The 20,375-nt window shown below is 42.1% G+C and carries 16 protein-coding genes; 11 read left to right on the top strand and 5 right to left on the bottom strand.

Annotation, left to right across the window (positions count from 1 at the left end):
- Nucleotides 1-18 precede the first annotated feature (18 nt).
- The gene (locus E2R53_RS09835) at nt 19-4,071 is read right to left on the bottom strand and encodes a S8 family serine peptidase (RefSeq protein ID WP_133311592.1); all 4,053 of its coding nucleotides are present in this window, start codon (nt 4,069-4,071) and stop codon (nt 19-21) included.
- Between the two features lie 252 nt (nt 4,072-4,323).
- On the opposite strand from E2R53_RS09835, the gene E2R53_RS09830 reads away from it, so the two are divergent.
- Nucleotides 4,324-5,568 (top strand): helix-turn-helix domain-containing protein, encoded by a 1,245-nt coding sequence (locus tag E2R53_RS09830; RefSeq protein ID WP_165970945.1) that lies wholly within the window; start codon nt 4,324-4,326, stop codon nt 5,566-5,568.
- A gap of 318 nt (nt 5,569-5,886) precedes the next feature.
- On the opposite strand, the gene E2R53_RS09825 is transcribed toward E2R53_RS09830, so the two are convergent.
- Nucleotides 5,887-6,834, bottom strand: coding sequence for a S8 family peptidase (locus E2R53_RS09825; protein ID WP_133311590.1), 948 nt, complete (start codon nt 6,832-6,834; stop codon nt 5,887-5,889).
- A gap of 142 nt (nt 6,835-6,976) precedes the next feature.
- Here E2R53_RS09825 and E2R53_RS09820 point away from each other — a divergent pair, with 142 nt between their 5' ends.
- From E2R53_RS09820 to E2R53_RS09805, 4 genes are all read left to right on the top strand, one after another.
- Nucleotides 6,977-8,638, top strand: a complete 1,662-nt coding sequence (locus E2R53_RS09820; RefSeq protein ID WP_133311589.1) for a DUF2339 domain-containing protein — start codon at nt 6,977-6,979, stop codon at nt 8,636-8,638.
- A 497-nt stretch (nt 8,639-9,135) separates the two neighbouring features.
- Entirely contained in the window at nt 9,136-9,882 is a 747-nt protein-coding gene (locus tag E2R53_RS09815; RefSeq protein ID WP_133311588.1) for a TspO/MBR family protein, read from the top strand.
- A gap of 266 nt (nt 9,883-10,148) precedes the next feature.
- The gene (locus tag E2R53_RS09810; RefSeq protein ID WP_133311587.1) at nt 10,149-10,637 is read left to right on the top strand and encodes a GNAT family N-acetyltransferase; all 489 of its coding nucleotides are present in this window, start codon (nt 10,149-10,151) and stop codon (nt 10,635-10,637) included.
- 83 nt (nt 10,638-10,720) lie between these two features.
- A complete protein-coding gene (locus E2R53_RS09805) occupies nt 10,721-11,299 on the top strand; it encodes a hypothetical protein (protein WP_133311586.1) in 579 nt (192 codons plus the stop codon).
- A 389-nt stretch (nt 11,300-11,688) separates the two neighbouring features.
- On the opposite strand, the gene E2R53_RS23215 is transcribed toward E2R53_RS09805, so the two are convergent.
- The 3 genes from E2R53_RS23215 to aldA all read right to left on the bottom strand — a co-directional run bounded on the left by E2R53_RS23215 (nt 11,689) and on the right by aldA (nt 13,941).
- Nucleotides 11,689-11,865, bottom strand: a complete 177-nt coding sequence (locus tag E2R53_RS23215) for a hypothetical protein (protein WP_165970944.1) — start codon at nt 11,863-11,865, stop codon at nt 11,689-11,691.
- Between the two features lie 68 nt (nt 11,866-11,933).
- Entirely contained in the window at nt 11,934-12,407 is a 474-nt protein-coding gene (locus E2R53_RS09800) for a hypothetical protein (RefSeq protein ID WP_133311585.1), read from the bottom strand.
- An 85-nt stretch (nt 12,408-12,492) separates the two neighbouring features.
- Nucleotides 12,493-13,941 carry an aldehyde dehydrogenase gene (gene aldA / locus E2R53_RS09795; RefSeq protein ID WP_133311584.1) on the bottom strand — a complete coding sequence of 483 codons (1,449 nt, stop codon included), beginning with the start codon at nt 13,939-13,941 and terminating at the stop codon, nt 12,493-12,495.
- 184 nt (nt 13,942-14,125) lie between these two features.
- Between aldA and E2R53_RS09790 the strand changes: the two genes are divergently transcribed.
- The 6 genes from E2R53_RS09790 to E2R53_RS09765 all read left to right on the top strand — a co-directional run bounded on the left by E2R53_RS09790 (nt 14,126) and on the right by E2R53_RS09765 (nt 20,362).
- Nucleotides 14,126-14,704 carry a TerD family protein gene (locus E2R53_RS09790; protein WP_133311583.1) on the top strand — a complete coding sequence of 193 codons (579 nt, stop codon included), beginning with the start codon at nt 14,126-14,128 and terminating at the stop codon, nt 14,702-14,704.
- A gap of 24 nt (nt 14,705-14,728) precedes the next feature.
- Entirely contained in the window at nt 14,729-15,394 is a 666-nt protein-coding gene (locus E2R53_RS09785; RefSeq protein ID WP_133311582.1) for a vWA domain-containing protein, read from the top strand.
- Between the two features lie 788 nt (nt 15,395-16,182).
- Complete coding sequence (murQ, locus tag E2R53_RS09780) at nt 16,183-17,091, top strand: N-acetylmuramic acid 6-phosphate etherase (protein WP_133311581.1); 909 nt, start codon at nt 16,183-16,185, stop codon at nt 17,089-17,091.
- Nucleotides 17,092-17,103: 12 nt separating this feature from the next.
- Complete coding sequence (locus E2R53_RS09775) at nt 17,104-17,961, top strand: MurR/RpiR family transcriptional regulator (RefSeq protein WP_133311580.1); 858 nt, start codon at nt 17,104-17,106, stop codon at nt 17,959-17,961.
- A 23-nt stretch (nt 17,962-17,984) separates the two neighbouring features.
- Nucleotides 17,985-19,355, top strand: coding sequence for a PTS transporter subunit EIIC (locus tag E2R53_RS09770; protein WP_133311579.1), 1,371 nt, complete (start codon nt 17,985-17,987; stop codon nt 19,353-19,355).
- A complete protein-coding gene (locus E2R53_RS09765; protein WP_133311578.1) occupies nt 19,352-20,362 on the top strand; it encodes a MupG family TIM beta-alpha barrel fold protein in 1,011 nt (336 codons plus the stop codon). The genes E2R53_RS09770 and E2R53_RS09765 overlap by 4 nt, the downstream gene beginning before the upstream one ends.
- Nucleotides 20,363-20,375 lie beyond the last annotated feature (13 nt).

Here is a 20,375-nt window from a genome sequence, read left to right as displayed (position 1 = left end):
AAGCGTTTTCATGATTTCTTAATTTACCCCAAGTTCTTTCAGAATAGATTCAAGTGTTTTGCCATCTTTGGTTTTAGTTGGTGCTGGAACGTTTTCGACATCTTTGTTTTGAAGAAGGTAATTCTTTTTAACATAGCTGATGTCTTTTGAATCTACTGTTCCGCTGAAATCAATATCTGCTGCGCGGTTATTTGTGTTCCATGCTTCCTGAATGGCAATGGCATCAAGCACATCAATCACGTTATCCTGGTTCACATCGCCCGCAGTCAGTGCTGAGTGTACAGAAGCGGATTTTCCGTAAAGAACTCCTTTGTATTCAAAACCGATCAGTTCTTTACTTACAGTCATAAAGTGTCCAGGAACCTTTACTTCAAATGTATATGGATCCTTGCTTAATGGAAGTTTTTCCATTGTGAAACGTGCGTTGCCATCGAATAAGTTTGATGCATCAAAAACGTTTCCTGATGAATTGGTCAATTTGACAGAAGCGCCGACTTTTGACCAGTCTCTGTTCCCGGTAAAACCGCCTGATCCGTTGTCAACATAATATCCTTCTGGAGAAAGATATCCCTGAACACGATTAAAAGATGGTTTTAAATTGAAACGGCTGCCGCCATGCAATAATTCTGCCGTTTTATTATCAGCATCAGTGATTTTTGCGGTCGGATCAATGTAGCCTATCGGATAAAAGATCTCATCCTGAACTTTTACTTTTACATCCACAATGGATTTTTGATCAAATTTCATTTCTTCATTGAAGGTTACTTTCACTTGATCGCCGCTGACATTCAAAGTGGCTTTTCCAGATAATTCATCTGTTAAGGTTGCCTCAAGAAGATCCACATGCTTAATTGTATTCTTCTTGCCAAATGTCCAAACGGCTTCTTTCACACCTTCAAGATTATCAAGGACAAGGGAGGCTGTTAAGATGTCTCCTGACCGGGCAACCTCGGTTTTATGTTTGGCATAGGTATTTGGAGTGCCTTCCTTCACGAAGAAATACTCTTTCCATTTCGCCTGGTTTCCGGCTTTGTCATAGCCGATGACATTAAATGAAAGGGATTTTGCATTTTCGTCCATAGCAACTTCATCCACAAGCTTTCCTTTAGAATCCATATAAACTGGACCGTTAGGAAAAGGGAAGCCGTAGGTGTAAACCATAAAGTTCGACGATTGATCTATGTCTATGCCTGCATTTTGCATGTTTTGCACATTTTCATCTGTAATCTCCAGTTGAAAAGGATACGTTGCCTGTCCTGGTTGATATTCAATGAAAGGTGAATCACCGTCCAGAGAGCTTTTGACTGATGGCGCATCAATATCGATGAACAGATCATGATCAATGGTTTTCGATTTGCCTGATGGCAGGGTATAGACGAACTTCATTTTATAGTGGCCAGGCTGAGCGATGGAAGACTCTTCTGATACCGGCTGTTTCTTATCGCCGGTAAAAGCATAATACGAGCCATTGAATGCATTTAAAAAGTAAGATGTATCATCGAGCGCTGCTGTCATATCAAGTGTTCCAATCAATCCTAAATCAGTTCCCGTTTTTGCATCCTGTAAAATAATATCCATCGAATCGATAGGAGAGCTTGTACTGAACTGGACCATTGCGGTTGAAATCCGGTAGCCGTCATAGGCGTGATTGAAAAACGGCGTTGTAATGGATGGTGTCAGCAAATCAAGATTGTTAAACCCTTCTTCCGATTTTTTTACACTGAACGGCAAACGGTATGATTCATTTTTGTCGTTCTTATTTGTAAGAAGAAGGTAGCCTTCATAAATCCCTTCTTTCGCTGTTTTAGGCATCGTCAGCGTAATGTTGACTTTCTTCCTTTTAGTAACAGAGATCTCTTTGTCTGCATGGACGGTTACACCGTTTTCTTTAAGACTATTCGTTTTATCCTGAACGTTTTCTGTAATTTGTACGTCAAATGTCTTTTTCTTTTCGCTGCCAAGTGTGATGTCCAGGCTCTTCTTTACGCGAACCGATTCGCCTTCCATCACGACTTGATTATCAAAGCTCAGACCGCCAGTTTGATTCTTTATCGTTACTAAATCTTCTCCTTCAGGAAGAAGCGTTTCATCATTTACCTGAATTTTTGTCTGACTGTGCAGAGCCTGGTATGGATCAATTCTACCGGCGCCAACTTCAAATACGCTGTAGTTTTCAGAGAGCGGATCAGCGGAATTCATTAAGATGGTCTTAATTTCAGCCGGCTCTAAATCTGGATTTTCGCCTAAAAGAAGCGCTGCAGCTCCTGCAGTAAACGGTGAAGCCATGGACGTTCCGGAAAGTCTTGCATAGGCGTATTTGTACTCTTCCGGATTCTCTTTATAAGCAGGGTAGGTTGAGAGCACGCTCACTCCAGGAGCCACTATTTCCGGCTTCATTTCATAGTTTTTCGTAACTGGGCCTCTGGAGCTGAAGTCTGCCAGCATATCGCCTTTTGTAAAAGTCTCTTTTAAATTAGTGAACGTATAGGCTGTTTTTCCGGCTGTGATAGCAGCTTTAAGTTTTTCTCCATCAGCTTTTGTCATGGAAAAAGCCGGTACGAAATCTGTTGATTCTCCTAGGTTAAAGCCAATATGGCCATCTGCATTGTTGTACATAATGACAGCTTTTGCGCCATTTAGTTTCGCCAGTTTCACTTTGTCATTCAATGTGGCTCCGCCGCGCTGTACAAATGCAATTTTCCCCTGAACATTCTTATTCTTGTAATCTTGTGCACCTCCAAGTCCCACATCCGCTAACTCAAGAGATGCGTCTTCTAAACTCGCAAACTGATCTGCAAAACCTCTTGCCATGCTTACAATCTCTGAAGTCCATCCATCAGCCGTTTTTCCTGTGAAAAGGGTTTGAGAAACAGGGACATCGCTCGCTCCAACTGTTAAAGCAAGTGCAGCTGTTCCTGGTGAGCCGAGGGTAAAATCATTTGGACCGTTGTTGCCTGCAGATACGACCGCTGTTACACCATTAAGGACTGCATAGTTAAGGGCTGTGCTTGTTGGATAGTAAGGGTCATTTACAGGTGCACCCAAAGATAGATTGATTACATCCATGCCATCCTGTACAGCTTGATCAATCCCCGCAAGAACGGCCTCAGTTGTTCCGCTTCCGTATGGACCCAGCACCCTGTAGGAATAGAGGTCTGAATCAGGAGCTACTCCTTTTACAGATACCTCACTGTCATTTGCATTCTGACCGGCGATCGTTCCTGAAACATGCGTGCCATGTGACGTATAGTAGGTGCTGCTGCCTTGGAATTCAGGCTGTTTGGAATTCTTCCAGTCTTCATACGTTGCTTCCATTGGATCGGCATCATTGTCTACAAAATCATACCCGCCTTTGTAGGCATCTTTTAAATCAGGGTGATTGTAATCGATCCCTGTATCAAGAACTCCAACTTTAATGCCTTCTCCTGTGATGCCTTCGTCATGAAGCTTATCAACCTTTAAGAATGGAAGACTTTCTACTGAAGTCGTAATCTCTCTTTCCACGTCTTGAGGAAGATCATTTTGAATAGGATCAACTGTATATGTTTGATTTTTAAAAACAGCTTTCACTGCCGCTGATTTCGTCAGTTCCTCTACTTGACTTGCAGGAAGCTTCATGGCGACTCCGTTGAACGCCGTTTTATAAGTACGGGTAATTTTAGGAGAAGCTTTCTTTCCATTTACAGGGGAGATATGCTTCTGCACGTCGTCCTTAAACGTTTTGTGTTCTTTTTCAACCTGTGCCTGTGCGTTTTCTTTCGTCAGCTTTTTGCCCTTCACTTCGGCTTCTAAGACTGCTACTTTACTTGGCTTTGAATGGAACTGGACAATGACGGAGACTTCTTCATCCGTTAACAGTTCAGCTGGCTGAAATCCCTGAAGACCGGTCTGATCGTTCAGCTCCAGCTGTTTTAAAGCCAATCTTTGCTCTGCTGTTAACGTAGACAGAATGTCCTCCGCTTTCCAAGCCTCTGCCTTAACGGGTGCAGAGTATGTGTTAAATGGGGATGCGAGCAGTCCTGCCGAAAGGGCAAGCACGGCAACCTTTTTTCCGATGGATTTTACTTTCATAATCTCTAACCTCTTCCTGATGAAATAGAAAAACGATTCTAAATAGTAGTACTATTTAAATTCTAGTCTTCTTTGTTAAGGGAGGCTATTGGGGTTTTTATGCAAGTCTATTTACCTAAATGCATCTTTAATACCGCATCAAAAGACCTCTTTTTTGAGGGAAAACAAGAAAAAGGAGCCATCACAGCCTTTCTAATTGGGGTTATAATAGGGAGAATTAAAACTGCAGCAATTGCAATTGGGGGTATTTGGATGCTGGAGGGGAAAATTATCAAATTTTACCGGGAGTTTAAGCAAATCAAACAAAAAGATTTAGGAGAAGCGATTTGTTCAGCTACTCATATTAGTAAAATAGAACGAGGGCTTACGGAGGTCTCAAAAGAAACAATTCAATTGTTATCTGAGAGACTGGGGATTACTATGAAAAATGAAATTGAAAACTATCATAGAATTGAAGCGCTCCTTAAAGAATGGCATGAGTCCATCATTAAAAAAATCCAAACAAAATCTGATGGAATTAAAAAACAGCTGGATGACATCCACTTATTGCGGATACAGGATTTTCACCGCACTTATACACTCATCCTTACAAGGTATTACTTGTCAGCCTCAGACTTTCTCCAGGCAAAAAAATTAATAGATGAAATGGATACATGGACTGAATTATCTCCATATGAACACAACATGTTCATGCATATTAAAGGAATCTATTACATGAGGGAGAACCATGATTTTTTCAAGGCAATCTCTCTGCTGAAGGAAATCAGGTTATCCGATTACGCAAACCCAGAGTACTTTTACGATTTAGCTGTAGCCTATCATTCAATCCATTCCAATGTACTAGCCTATTTTTATGCTAACAAGGCCTTGCAGTTCTTTATGGAGAAACGCAGTTTTTCAAGAATAATTGAATCAGAGATGCTTATGCTCATTCAACTCGAACAATCGGAGGACACAGGCTTTGATAACAGGGAATATGAACGATTAATCGACATGGCAGAAGACTATGGACTAGAGCACCAGCGCGCCCTGCTCCATCACAATTACGCATACTCACAGCTTCGGAAGGGGCAATTCAAATCTGCAGGCGAATATTACAAAAAATCCCTCAGCTTCCGGGAAGACCATGATCCCAATTTTTTGGGCTCTTTAGAAGGTTACATAAATTCACTGACAAAAGAGGGGGAGACCACGAAAGAGGAACTGCTTTCTTTAGTTGAAAAAGGACTTCACCTATCGGAAAACGGAAAAAATCCAACCTTCTATCATTTCTTCACCCTTCATTACCTGAACATAAAAGGGAATGTTGAAGGCTATTACGAATACTTGGAGGCAGAAGCTTTTCCATACTTCAAAAAAATGGGATACGTCCTGCCAACTGAACATTACGGGTTAAAGTTATTTGATTTTCACATGGAACAAGGCAATATGGAAAAAGCCAATTCATACGCGAGAGGTCTGATGGAGAAGTTTCGGAGGAATAATCAGTTTGTATGAGTTGTCCGGCAGTCAGTTTTCGTAAATGATCTTCTGATATTTATAACAATGGAAAAATAATTTGATGAAATCCAAGGGTTTATGGCTGACCATTCTTGGCGCATTCGCTGCTTGGATACTTTTAAAGTCTTGTTTGTGATGATTTTGATTGAGGAAAATTAGTTGTTTTTATCCTTGGGTCTATTGGGGTTGGGAACTGCGATGTTAGGAAAAATCGGGTTCAGGAAAATATACGATAAAATCACAGACCAGCTCTGGGAATTTTCTCCTGAGATAAACAAAAAAGCCATCACTATCATTCAGGTGATGGCTTTCACTTTATTCTTCAATCAGGCTGTTCTCTTCAACACTTTCTCTCAGCAAGTCCGGTGCAGTTAAATAAAGCAGGCCATTGCCTTCCTGCGTTTTCGGATTTCCCTGGGGGATGGTCCGCTTGATTAATTGCGCATACACTTCCGCCTCTGTAAATTTGCGGTCAAATTCCTGTTGTTCAAGCTGTTTTATTAATGCGATGGCACCAGCAACATGCGGCGTTGACATCGAGGTACCGGTGAATGCCGCATATTCTCCTCCCGGGATGGTTGAGACAATTTTTTCTCCAGGTGCCACGAGGTCAACTTCGTTATTAGAGTTTGAGAATGGCGACGAAGTTTTACCGAAGCCGATTGATCCGACCGAAATGACTTCGTTATAGGATCCGGGATATGAAAACTCGGCTGTTCTGCTGTCATTATCCCCTTCATTTCCTGCAGCACAAACGACTGCGATTTGATTGGCAACCGCTTTTTTGACAGCTTTTCGCATTTCAGAGTGATCCGAAGGTCCGCCAAGCGACATGGAGATCACATCCACTTTTTGTTCAATGGCATATAAGATGCCGTTTGTAATCCACGCATATTCTCCGCTGCCCGTTTCACCCGCGAGCACTTTTACTACAAGTATCTTTGCCTGAGGCGCAACTCCCACATACCTTGCCGCCGCAATGGTGCCCGATACATGTGTGCCGTGGCCGTGGTAATCTGTCAGGCTGTTAGGGTTTCCGTTATCGTCAGTGGTGAAATTCCGCCCGCCGGCAATATTTCCCCGCAGGTCAGGATGATTCACATCACATCCGGTATCAAGTACTGCAATTGTGATTCCTTTCCCTTTAATGCCTTGTTCCCAAATCTTTGGAGCTTGAATCATCGCAACACCTTCAGAGTTTGCCTTTACATTTTTCACAATGGGTCCGTACTTATGAGGAAGCAGCCGAACTTGTCCTTTCACTTTACCGTCTCCTTTATTCGTAATGATTAAGGTATATGAAAAAAAGTGACAATCGATGATAACAAAATGGGGAAATCAAAGAACTATTCATTCCCTATTTTTTGCCATATAATGTATCTCAGGAAGAGAGAAGAGGTGGCATATGAATCTAGAAAGAAAACTAGATGAAATGGAAACGCAAATAAGGCATTTGCAGCATGAAGTAAGTGAACTTCGAGCTGAACTGAATCGCATAAAAGGAAAACCCGGCGCTGCGAAAACTGTTTATCAGCCTCCTGAGCCGGTATTAACAGAACAAAGGCCGGCTGCCGCAAAAATAAAGGCAGAACCGGTTGACTGGGAGCGGGTGATTGGACAAGTCTGGCTTCCGCGAGTATTTATTCTGGTCTTGCTGCTTGGGGTATTATGGGCGTTTAAGGCCGCATCAGATGAAGGTTTTATTACAGATACAGTGAAATGCATTCTTGGCTTTTTGAGTTCTGCTGCTCTGATAGCGTGCGGTGAATGGCAGATTAAGAAGGGAAGGGCGGCGCTTGGGCAAGTTCTGCTTGGCGGAGCGATTGTCATTTTTATCTTATCCACATTTTCGGCAAATGTATTATACGGCTTGATGCCTTCAGCGCTTGCCTTTGCTTTGAATGTGATTTGGGTAAGTGCCGGCATGTTTCTTTCTCACAGGCATCGTTCCCAGCCGGTTGCCGTTTTAGCGGGGATTGCCGGATTTTTAGTGCCGTTTTTAGTGGAAAGCGAATCAAACAATGCTCTTTTATTTGTCGCATATGAATTTTTGTTTTACGCAGGGCTTTTGGTGTATGCAATGAAGAAAAAATACATTGTTCTATACTTTTCTTCCTTTTTCCTGCTTCATGCGGCGCTGTTTGTGTTTGCTGCTTTTGCTCCTGGAGAGAACAGCCCCCTGATCTTAACAGCGATTCTTTTTCAGCATGCAGGGCTTGTGATGACTTACTTTATCCAATCGTTTTATCAGCTGCAGCAAAAAACATTGGTGCTGATCAGCTTTGTTCTCACTCATTTTTGGTTTCAGGCTCTTGCAGATGAGACCGTATATCTGGGATTCATAGGCGCTTCGTTTGCTGTGTATGCTGCGGTTGCCGCCTGGCTTTTTTTGAAAAAGACGGAAACAGAGAAACTGGATATATTTGCACCGATCGCGACCTATGCTGCAGGCATTTATATAGTAGAAGTAACAGGCCAAGACCAAATTAGTCTTTTGCTTCTGCTGCATGGACTCGTTGCGTTATATGTGGGATTCGCAGTGAAAGGGAACATTCAAAAATATATTGGTTTGATTGTCTATGTAATTGGTCTTTTAGCGAGCTGCACTAAGGTGATTGATCATGTATGGTCCTATGAAACAGCCGTTTGGATGAGTATTGTTGCATCATTGATCGCATTGAAGCTTATGCTTCGAAAATACGGTCATGAATTCAAGGAAAGTGATGTCCGGTTTCTGAATGCCGTCTTGTTTGCAGGTCTCGTAATTACAACGTTTATTTTTGCGACCATGCTCGTTCTCGCAGCTGCTTCAAATATGTCATTTGAAATCAGAATGATGTCCGTTACAGGAATTTGGGCATTATATGCGGTCCTCTGTGTCGTCTATGGCGTCCTGAAAAACCATCGAAAAGTGCGGATTCTAGGAATCGGGCTGCTGTTTCTCACGTTATCCAAGCTGGTTCTCCTTGATCTTGTTTCCCTCTCGATTGTCCTGCGGGCTATTTTGTTTATTGCACTCGGAACCGTCGGCATTGGGCTTTCACGCTTCTTTTATAAAACTAAATAATGGAGATTTTCGCAGGGATTACGGATTCCTGCGTTTTTTTAGGAGGGAATTAGAAAAAGGATGGTATTTCATTGAAAACGGCAAGTATTTATTTCATTCCGGCTAGTAAAAAGAGCTTTTCAGCAAGTAATTTTCCGGGTCTGGAAAGTAAAATCTTCGGATACAATTGAACCCAATTAAAATACCCATTGCTGGCTGCCTATTCGCGGAAACCTTGTTCCAACTCGCAAAATGGTGATTGAACTCGGAGTCTCTGACCAGGGAGGGGGGTTCCGCTTTTTGTGGTGTCCAGCTCCACCGCCTAACTCCTCGGCCAGAACGGATCCGAAAGTATTGGCAAAAAGCGCCTTTACTGGCGGATCCTTATCTGTCTGCCTGCGCTAACCAGGCGGTTCCGCTTTTCTTGTCGATGTGCTCAATTTTTTTTATTCGGCTTTTAAAAGGGTATTAAAAAAAGACAAGCAAAATAAACTAGAGGGGAAAGGGAGGAGATCATCATGAAGCGTTTTTCTGTTTTAGCCCTTATTAATGTTATTGGGTACATTCTCGTCATCGCGGTTAATTATCTGGCAAATGCGCTGCCGATTAATGGGCAGACTACTGGTGAAGTGTCAGCAAGCATTCCGGTGCTGTTCACGCCGGCATCATATGCTTTCTCGATTTGGGGATTGATCTATTTGCTTCTCGGAATCTGGGTGGTAAGGCAGTTTTTTGTGAAAGACCAGGAGCGGAAAATCTACGAAAAGATCGGCTATTGGTTTTTCATCAGCTGTCTGTTTAACAGCCTTTGGATTTTTGTTTTCCATTATGAATTGTTTACAGCTTCTCTTCTTGTCATGCTTGGCTTACTGATCTCGCTGATTACAGTGTATACGAGAATTCAGTCATCACCGGATCCTAAATGGCTGATGCGCACACCTTTTTCAATCTATCTTGGATGGATATCAGTTGCGACAATCGTTAATTTCTTCATTTTCTTTTACACAAACGGCATTGAGTCCTTCCTAGGACTGAATGAATTGTCTTGGACGATTATTATGCTGGTGGTTGGGGCAGTCCTTGCAGTATGGTTTACATTCAAAAATGACGACATCTATTATCCGCTCGTATTCATTTGGGCATACATTGCGATATATGTTAATCAAGATCCAGTCGCGATTAAGAGAACCGTAGTGGTGACAGTCATAGTGATCGCGGCAGCAGTAGTTCTGAATATCATCCGCATGATTCGGAACAAGAAATAAACCGGCCTAACGGATTCGATTCAGAGGTGCAAAACAGTATATCACAAAGTAATTTACACACCATTTAGCTGCTAAAATGGTGTGTTTTTTTGTCTTATATGTGAAGCATGATATTGGATAATTATTTTAAAGTGGAAATAACAGTTATTCCGAAGGGAAGGATTGGTGAAAAAGGAAATGGGGCATTTTAGGGCGAATTCCCATATGCAAGCTTGAAGGATTTTTCAATTAGACTAAAATGAAATGGTGAAATGGAGAAATTAACGATGGTACAAATTCGCAAAGCAGCCACTATAGATGTCCAAGGAATTTCAGAAGTTTGTAGAGAGGCTAACTGGGCAACATACGGGGAGATATACTCAGAAGAATATTTAGAAAAAGTGATCAGAGAATATTACAGTTGCGAAAGAATCTTAGACGAAGTTACAGCTTCAGATAGATCTTGGGGCGGGTACTTCGTTGCTATACAAAATGACATCGTAGTTGGTGCTGGCGGTGGAGGAATGATAAGCGATATTTCAGGAGAAATTTATGCCCTATATCTAAATCCCAAAAGACGCAACGAAGGAATTGGCACTCTTTTACTTGATGCAATAACTAAGCAGCAAAAAGAATTTAATGCTAAAGAACAGTGGATTTCGGTGCAGAAAGGGAACCTTAAAGGAATTCCATTTTATGAGGCTAAGGGGTTTAAACTTCAGTATGAAGAAAAGGAAGAAGGCTATATATCTTTGAGATACAAACGTCTGATTTGAAAAATGGATCATATCAAGAAGGAGAAGTACTCTTTTTTAGTGAAGTAATAGGAAATTTAGTTTATACATAAGGAGTTTGAGCTATGTCCCGCATCAAAGATATTCAGCTGTATGTTCCAAAGAACAAGGATGTAAACTGGACTTTTTTTCATGAAACAAGATGTATCACGTTTTTATACAGCCGTCTATTGCCAAAACTAACCGCAAAAGAAGATAAAGGAATTCAGATTTATTGTGTAGAGAGTCTAAAACAAAAAGAGCAGATCGATACGTTTGCACATATCATATTTGATTACTATCCTGTTTTTGTTGTAACAAATGTTGAAGCGATCTTAGCTTTGACCTCTGACAGGGAAAAAAAAGAACACACTCTTGAGATTGTTCATGAGGGGATGAAAAAAGCTGCCCAAGAATTGAATTGGGATTTATCTGATTTAGAAGAAATCTATTACACTATAAAAAAAACTGGCTATGAAAACATTTATCCGCTGCTTAAGAAGAGCAGCCCTAATAAGAAATACGTATGTAACATCATTTGTCATCATGAGGTAAGGAATATTGATGTTTATATGGAAGTTAAGAAAAGAAACGGGAATGTTATCAATAAAACACGGATGAGCAGAATCTTTTCAGTGATTACGGAAGTCTTGAATGGAAGCTGAATCATAAAGTGGAGTTTGCGGATAAGGATTATCATAAAGTTTATCGTTTGACATTTCTTGAAAAGGACAAACCTGAAAATTTAATATGGAAAATCGAATAGAATGAAAGATTTTATATTCAACAATCGAGATCGATTGAACGTTAAGTTGAGGTGAATATATAGAAATGAAAAAATTAATAGAAAAAGCCTTAAAATAAAAAGGTCCATTTGAAAGTTTTAAGCAGAGTGGATTAACTCTCGTTTATCTCTAAAATTGATTTATGTTTGTAAACCCTTACGTATCAACAAAAAAAGCATACCAATCTATGCGGATTAGTATGCTAATTGACATGTTTTTTATCACGTTATTTAGAGGTTTGCACCTCTCAACCAAACCAGTTCGTTTTTTCAGCTGAAAATATTAGATAGACCCCACATCACAATGGCTGCAACTGGAATAAGAACCCAGATGTCTGGTCCGAAAATACTGCGCTGTGTACTTTTTGCTTCCAATTTCTCAAGTTTTTTCGAAAGCTCTTCCAGTCTTTTCTCAAGCTCATATTGAGTACTATCTCCTTTTTCCAATCCAATCACCCTTTCAATCATTCCTATTTATCTCTATTGGGTTATTGTGGAAAATAGACCTGTGCCGTTCATGATTTCTCACTATTTCTTGAAAATTGCTTTTCCAAAAATATCTGGTATCCGTATATAACCGCTGCAAAAACTAAAGACAGAGAAAATAAACGATGCTTGCTCAATCGTTTCAGCCGGTACAAGCCCGCTTTTTCAAACAAAAAGGTGAAAGGATAAGCCATTAGAAAATCAACAACTATATTTACCAGTATGTATTTCCAAAACTTTCCGAATGTAAGTTGGAAAATCCACAGGGTACCTGCAAAAAAAGGGCCGAAAATAAAGCTGAGGTCTCCCCATAAACGTCTTTTTAATCCGCCTTTGATTGTCCATAATTTGTAGGGAATGGCAATCATGGATTCCACCGTTAAAAGCAGCGATACTAAAATGGCCGCTTGCGAAAACCGTTTCGCAGAAGCAGGTTTCAGAAAAAGAAGACTGCCCCAAGAAAGAATGAGCAAAAGAATTCTAAGCGGTTTTGAATATAACATACAGATCCCTCCTTTTTTTAATTTGCTCTATTTGAGAGGGATTTATCAAAAAAAGCGTTCAGACATTTGTCTGAACGCTTTCCGGTCATTGCTTTTCATCGTCATATTGCATATACACTGCATGTGTCACAGTGAAATCTTCGATTCCGTGTTTTCCGTCAGCTCCGCCAAGTCCTGACTTGCGAAGACCTGCATGATAGCCTTGAATGGCTTCAAAGTTTTCACGGTTGATAAAGGTTTCGCCGAATTTCAATTCATTGGCTGCTCTCATTGCTTCATGCACGTTGTCTGTATAAATAGAAGAGGACAGTCCATAATCTGAATCGTTGGCAAGTTCAATCGCTTCATCAAGCGTTTTAAATGTCATAATCGGAAGAACCGGTCCGAAAATTTCTTCCTGAATGATTTCTGAATCCTGCTGCACGTTTGTAATGACAGTCGGCTCGTAAAAGAACCCGCTGGTCATGTCTGCTCTTTTACCTCCAGTTAAAACTTTCGCACCGCTCTGAACCGCCTTTTCTACCATTTCATGCACAAGATCAAGGCGGTCCTGGCTGACGAGCGGACCCATTTCAGCATTTTTATCATTAGGCATGCCAAGCTTCGTTTCTTTCATCGCCTGGGTCATTTTTTCAATGAATTCTTCTGCGATGTCCTCATGAACATATACTCGCTCAGCATTTGTGCAGGCCTGGCCTGAGTTCGTTATGCGGGACGTTTTGATGCTTTTCACTGCCGTCTCTATATTGGCGTTTTTGGTTACAATTGCTGGTGCCTTGCCTCCAAGCTCCAGATTGACTTTCGTAATGTTTTTAGCTGCAGCTTCCATGACTTTCGTTCCGGCTTTCACACTGCCAGTCATTGTAATAATGCCGACTTTAGGATGAGAGGCCATCACTGTGCCGATGGTTGATCCTTTTCCGGTAATGAAATTATAGACGCCTGCAGGGATGTCTTTCATTTCAGCGATAATCTTAGTGAATTCAGCTGCCGTATTCGGTGTTTGCTGGCTCGGTTTTAAAACGATCGAACAGCCAGTAATGAGGGCTGTTGCCACTTTTCTTGCCAAAATAAAGACCGGGAAGTTCCAAGGGACAATTCCTGCTACTACTCCGATTGGTTTTCTGAACATCAGAATGTTCTCATTTGGGCGGTCACTCGGAATGATTTCTCCTTCAATCCGGCGCGCCCATTCGGACATATAATAGAAGTAGTCAATTGCGGTATCGACTTCGCCGCTTGCCTGTTCATATGGCTTGCCCTGTTCCTCGCTCAAAAGCTCAATGAACGTTTCGCGTCTTTCTTTGAGCTTATCGCCCAGCTCGCGTACAATTTTACCTCTATCAGCAGAGGGGACTTTCTCCCATTTTTTCTGCGCCTCGTATGCTGCCTCAATTGCTTTGTTTGCATCCTCTTCTGTACCAGCGAAGATTCTAGAGATGACTTTTTCCGTAGCTGGATTCACCACATCGATCGTTTCCTCTGAAGTAGAGTTTATATATTCACCGTTAATGTACAATTTATGCTGTTGCATGGTTGGCCTCCTTAAATGATTATCTTAAACTTTTCCACTCCCTTTCAGGTCTCAAACATTCCCATTGATTTCAATGTGTTCTAAAAAATCGGACAATCTTTCTTTTTGAACCTTTTTTTGGCGGATTTCGTAGTACAATGGAAGCAGACTTCCTTTTTGGAAAATACTTTACGAGGTGATGATTATGTCAATTTCTTTATCAAAAGGACAGCGGATTGATCTGACAAAAACAAACCCCGGTTTAACGAAAGTCATCATTGGGCTTGGCTGGGATACGAATAAGTATTCAGGCGGCAAAGACTTTGACCTTGATGCCTCTGCTTTTCTTGCAGATGGAAGCGGCAAGGTTCAAAACGACTTGGAATTTGTTTTTTATAATAACTTAAAAAGTCCGAATGGCGCTGTTGAGCATACTGGAGATAACCGTACAGGAGAAGGGGACGGCGATGATGAGCAAATGATCATTGATTTCGCGCTGATGCCTCCTCATGTTGAGAAAATTGGAATAACAGTAACGATTCATGATGCGGATGGCCGCCATCAGAATTTCGGACAAGTATCAAACGCATTTGTGCGTGTTGTGAATGCTGATAATTCAGAAGAAGTGCTTCGTTATGATTTAGGGGAAGATTTTTCAGTTGAAACAGCTGTAGTGGTCTGCGAATTGTACAAACATGGCCAGGACTGGAAGTTCAACGCAATCGGAAGCGGCTTTTCAGGCGGACTTGCAGCACTTTGCAGAAATTACGGATTAGAAGTTTAATAGAGTGCAAAGGGGATAAATACTGTGAGTTCAATTAACTTAATGAAAAAAACCGCCGGCATCGTTCTTGAAAAAAAGAAGCTGACCGGAGTTGTCGCACGAGTCGGACTTGTTCTTGATATATCGGGCTCAATGAGAAATCTGTATAAAAATGGCACCGTTCAAAAAGTGGTGGAACGTATCCTGGCAGTAGCAAGCCAATTTGATGATGACGGCATGCTTGATGTGTGGGTCTATGACAATGAGTTTTCAAGACTGCCTTCTGTAACAGAAAGAGATTTTGCAGACTATGTCAATGCAAGAATCCTATCAAACGACACCATACATAAATTCGGCCGCAACGATGAACCGCCTGTCATGTACGACGTCATGAACAAATACTTAAAAGAAAATCCAAGCAAGGATCCCGCATTTATTGTGTTTATAAATGACGGCGGCTGCAAGAGCACCATTAAAAAGCCGGTCGTCTCATCTTCGGACAAGCCGATCTTCTGGCAGTTTGTCGGTGTCGGTGATTCAAACTTCAAAGTGCTGGAAAACCTTGACACGATGGAAGGCAGATTCATCGATAACGCGAACTTCTTCCATGTTCAGGACATTGATGCGATCACAGATGAGCAGCTCTATGATCGCTTGCTGAACGAATTTCCTGACTGGATCAGAGAAGCGAAAGAGAAAATAATATTATAAGCTGATGAACAGCCCGGGATGTGGATCCTGGGCTGTTTTTTATGCTGATCTTTTGAAATAGTTGCCCGGTTCTGGTTAGTGAAACTTGGCTTGCGGATAGGAACAGTGCTCCAGCGAATAATGAAACACTTTTTCATAGAGTGAGCTTTAGAAGTATAGATTTCCCCTCCACAAAATGTGCATTGTATCACACCTGATTTGACCACAGAATAATATAAGGTGTTTTTTTGATAAAGCTCTTTTCGTAAATATTGTTGCTATTAGACGAGATATTAAAAAACTTGAGTGGATTGCAGCGGAAGGAACTTGACTCCTGCGGGAAATAGAGCAAAGTGGGAGACCCCACAGGCAACGCCGTGGAGGCTCCCATGCTCCCCGCGAAAAGCAAGTTCCTCTCGCTGCAAGGAACGGACATTATTTATCATGATAAACAACAATCTATGCGAAAACAGCCTTTGATAAAGATGCTCCACTTAGTATTCCGCGTGTACAAAAATGCAAAAATCATTAAATATGACTACACGAGTCACCAAATCAATCAATTACAGTACGGATGTCCTCAATGGAATTTCCTTTTTTTACGGAAAAACGTGCTTTAATACCTAATTTTGCTCCGTGGGTACTCGTTTGTTCAAAACATTTCCTCTTGCCGTCTAGTCATAAAAGCGCTATCATTTACATATAATCTGAAACGTAATTTCAAAAAAACAAATATTAATTTGAAATTATGTTTAAGATGCAATATACTGAAAATTGAGAATTTAATTAATAGGAGGCATCACCCGTTTATGGAAAAACAGCTGCGTTCATTAACGACAGAATTGAGAAATGAACAAACTATGAATATTGACAGCGCAAATACACTCGAAATTCTTTCAATGATGAACAATGAGGATTTGAAAGTGGCGATTGCTGTACAGGAGGTCCTGCCTGAAATAAAGGCAGCCGTTGAATGTGCATATGAATCGTTAAAAAAGGGGGGAAGATTGATATACATTGGAGCTGGCACAAGCGGAAGACTTGGCGTTCTTGATGCGGTTGAGTGCCCGCCGACGTTCAGCACGTCACCTGATACAGTGATTGGTCTGATTGCAGGCGGAGAGAAAGCATTTGTCCGTGCTGTTGAGGGAGCAGAAGATAAAGAAGAGTTTGGTGTGGCTGATCTAAAAGCTATTCATCTATCGGCAGATGACACGGTTGTCGGCATTGCAGCAAGCGGCCGGACACCTTATGTGATTGGGGCCCTGCGTTATGCAAAACAAACAGGGGCAAAGGCAATTGCACTTTCTTGCAACAAAGATGCGAAGATTTCTGAAGCTGCTGATATCGGCATTGAAGTTGTCGTGGGGCCTGAAGTTGTCACCGGATCAACCCGGATGAAAGCGGCAACGGCTCATAAAATGGTGCTAAACATGATTTCAACAGCGACCATGATCAAGATCGGAAAAGTCTATGAAAACCTTATGGTCGATGTGAATGTCAGCAACCACAAGCTGAAAGAGAGAGCGATCAGCATCATCCAAACGGTGACAGATGCGGAATATGATTTTGCAAAAGACACGCTTGAAAAAGCAGCACTTAAAGTCAAGCCTGCGATTGTCATGATCAAAGCAAACACTTCACTGGAAGAAGCATTAAACCTATTAAATCGTGCGGATGGGGATGTACGAAAAGCCATCTCACTCCATACATCTTAAGGAGCGAGTCCTATGGCCACAGGCGGATTATCCATCATTCAAACCATGCTGAACAAGCTGCCGCAGTCCGAGCAAAAGCTTGCAGATTACATTCTGCAGCATCCGCACGAGGTAGTAAACAGCACGGTAAGCGAATTAAGCACATCAGCAAAGACAAGCGGGGCAGCAGTTATCAGGCTCTGCAAATCACTTGGCTTAAAAGGGTTCCAGGATCTGAAAATGAGAATTGCCGGTGACCTGATGAAATCTGTTGAACAGGGCTACCGTGATATCGAACCTTCCGAATCCCTGTACAGAGTCGTTGAAAAAACAACGAGCAACACGATCCAGATTATCCGGGATACAGCTGAAATTATCGATCATGAAAATTTGAAAAACGCTATCAGCTTGCTGCTGAAAGCTAAAAACGTTCACTTTTGCGGAGTAGGAGCTTCTAACATTGTGGCTCAGGATGCCCAGCAAAAACTGATCCGCATTAATAAAGGAGCAACAGCTTTTACAGATATGCATCTGGTTGCAACCCTGATTGCCAATGCGGATCCGGATGATGTCCTGTTCGCCATCTCGTTTTCCGGAGAGACACAGGAAATCATCAACGTACTGAAGCTTGCTAAAGAGCGCGGCGTTAAAACCATCGGTCTTACCCACTTTGGACAGACGACCGTATCGTCCTTGAGCGACGTTTCGCTTCACACATCGTTTTCAAATGAAGCGCCGTTTAGAAGTGCTGCGACTTCTTCAAGGCTGGCACAGCTTTATATGATTGACATTCTGTTTCTGGGAATGGCGACCGAGCAGTACGATGAGACCGTTCAATATATCGACAATACAAGAGCGGCCATCAAATCAATGACAGAAAAATATAAATAGACACGTTCAAGGGGGGCTTTAAGATGGCAAAGGGGAATAACAGAAACTTATTGATTGCCGAAGAACTATTGGAGCATCTTGGCGGAGCGGCTAACATCGCGACGACCACACATTGCATGACAAGACTTCGTGTCGCGCCGCAGGACCGTTCAAAGGTCAACATGGAAGCCATCAAGAAAACAGAAGGGGTTCTGGGTGTTGTAGAAGAAGAAACGATCCAGATTATCCTCGGACCTGGCGCGGTGAATAAAGTTTCAGCAGAATTTGAAAAACTGCTTGCAGCTGCTGATGATTTTGACCTGAAGGACGCAGCTTCCAAAAACAAATCAGAAATTGATAAAAAGAATGCAAAACCTTTTAAACTATTTTTACGCAGAATCGCAAGCATCTTCATCCCGCTGATTCCGGCACTTGTTGCTTCTGGTTTAATCACAGGAATTACAAAAGCGATCGTTCAGGCAGGCTGGCTTGCAGCAGATTCACAATTAGCCATTATTTTAACTGTTATCGGATCTGGTCTGTTTGCCTACCTTGGCATTTTAGTCGGAACAAACGCGGCAAAAGAATTTGGAGGATCACCAGCGCTTGGAGCACTGGCCGGCATTCTCGTCATCAATCCTGCTGTCGGTGATATCGCTTTGTTTGGCGAAAACCTCCTTCCTGGACGCGGCGGTTTAATAGGAGTCTTATTTGCAGCCATTTTTATCGCTTTAGTTGAAAAACAAGTAAGAAAATTTGTCCCGCAATCACTGGACATCATTGTTACACCTACAATCGCACTATTAATTACAGGTATCGTGACTTATATTGTGTTCATGCCAGTAGGCGGTTTTGTATCTGATACGATCACAAAAGGCTTGCTGAGCGTACTTGATCTTGGCGGAGTAGTAGCCGGATTTGTACTTGGCGCAACGTTCCTTCCGTTAGTTGTAACAGGACTTCATCAGGGATTAACACCGGTTCATCTTGAGCTGATCAACTCCATTGGAGATGACCCATTGCTTCCAATCCTTGCTATGGGCGGAGCGGGTCAAGTCGGCGCAGCATTTGCCATCTACTTTAAAACGAAAAAGAAAAGCTTAAAACGTGCGATCGGCGGGGGACTTCCTTCAGGAATGCTCGGAATCGGCGAACCGTTAATCTTTGGTGTTACGCTTCCGCTTGGCCGTCCATTCTTGACAGCATGTTTAGGAGCAGGCGTAGGGGGAGCATTCCAGGCTCATTTTGATATTGCGACCATTGCAGTCGGTGTATCAGGCCTTCCGCTTACATTCTTAGTTCACACAAACCAGATTCTTCTTTACCTTGCAGGACTACTAATCTCTTATGTATTTGGATTTATTTTCACGTACCTATTCGGATTTAAAGATGAAATGGCAGTTGAATTCAAGTGATCGGCATTTCATTTTATCTTCAGGATCCAAACGCTGAAAAACAACTTGTTCATGCAGCAAAATCAGGAGTGAAGCGGGCGTTTACCTCGCTTCACATCCCTGAAGAAAAAGGAAACCTCGTATGCAGGATGACGGAGCTTCTAAAGCTGGCACAGAGCCATGATCTTGAGATTCATGCAGATGTCTCCTTAAAAACACTTGACCACCTTGGAATTGACAGATTCGAAGATTTATCCACGTATGGAGTGAAAGGAATCCGGCTTGATGACGGGTTCGACTATGAAACCATTAAATCTTTATCCGATGTCTTTTCTCTTTCACTTAATGCGAGCACACTAACAGAAAAGGAATTGCTGACTGTCCTTGAGAGCGGGATAAAACCGGACCGGCTCATTGCCTGGCACAATTTTTATCCAAGGCGTGAAACGGGACTTGACGAAGCATTCTTTCATCAGCAGAATCAGATGTTCAAAAAATACGGCATCCCGATTGCTGCATTTATTCCTGGTGTGGAAACAAAACGCGGACCGCTTTTTGACGGCCTGCCGACACTTGAAAAGCACAGGGACATGAACCCATATGCTGCCGGAGTTGAACTGATGCAGCAGGTGGATGAAGTATTCATTGGAGATCCGGGAACAGAAAATGAGCTGCTCGAAAATCTCTCTATCTATGAAAATCAGAATATTCTTATAATGAATGTCATCTCTAGTACTTTTTCCAGCGGAACATATCAATTTCGGCCGGATGTTTCGAGAGATGTCTACCGTCTTCAAGGTACACGCACAGCTTCAGAGGTAGAACCTGAGAACACAATCGCCCGTCAAATAGGAATGATTACGATGGACAACGACGGCTATGGACGTTATAAAGGGGAAATTCAGATTTGCCGGCGCAACTTGGAAGCTGACGAGCGGGTGAATGTCATCGGACACGTTTCTGCTGAGGATTTGCCGCTGCTTGATCTGGCCTTGCCTGGTCAAAAGGTTAAACTGGTTGTTTCATAAGCTATCAAAATAC

This window comes from Peribacillus frigoritolerans, assembly GCF_004358755.1.
Classification (GTDB): Bacteria; Bacillota; Bacilli; order Bacillales; family Bacillaceae; genus Bacillus_P.
This window is presented reverse-complemented; position numbering and strand designations above follow the sequence as displayed.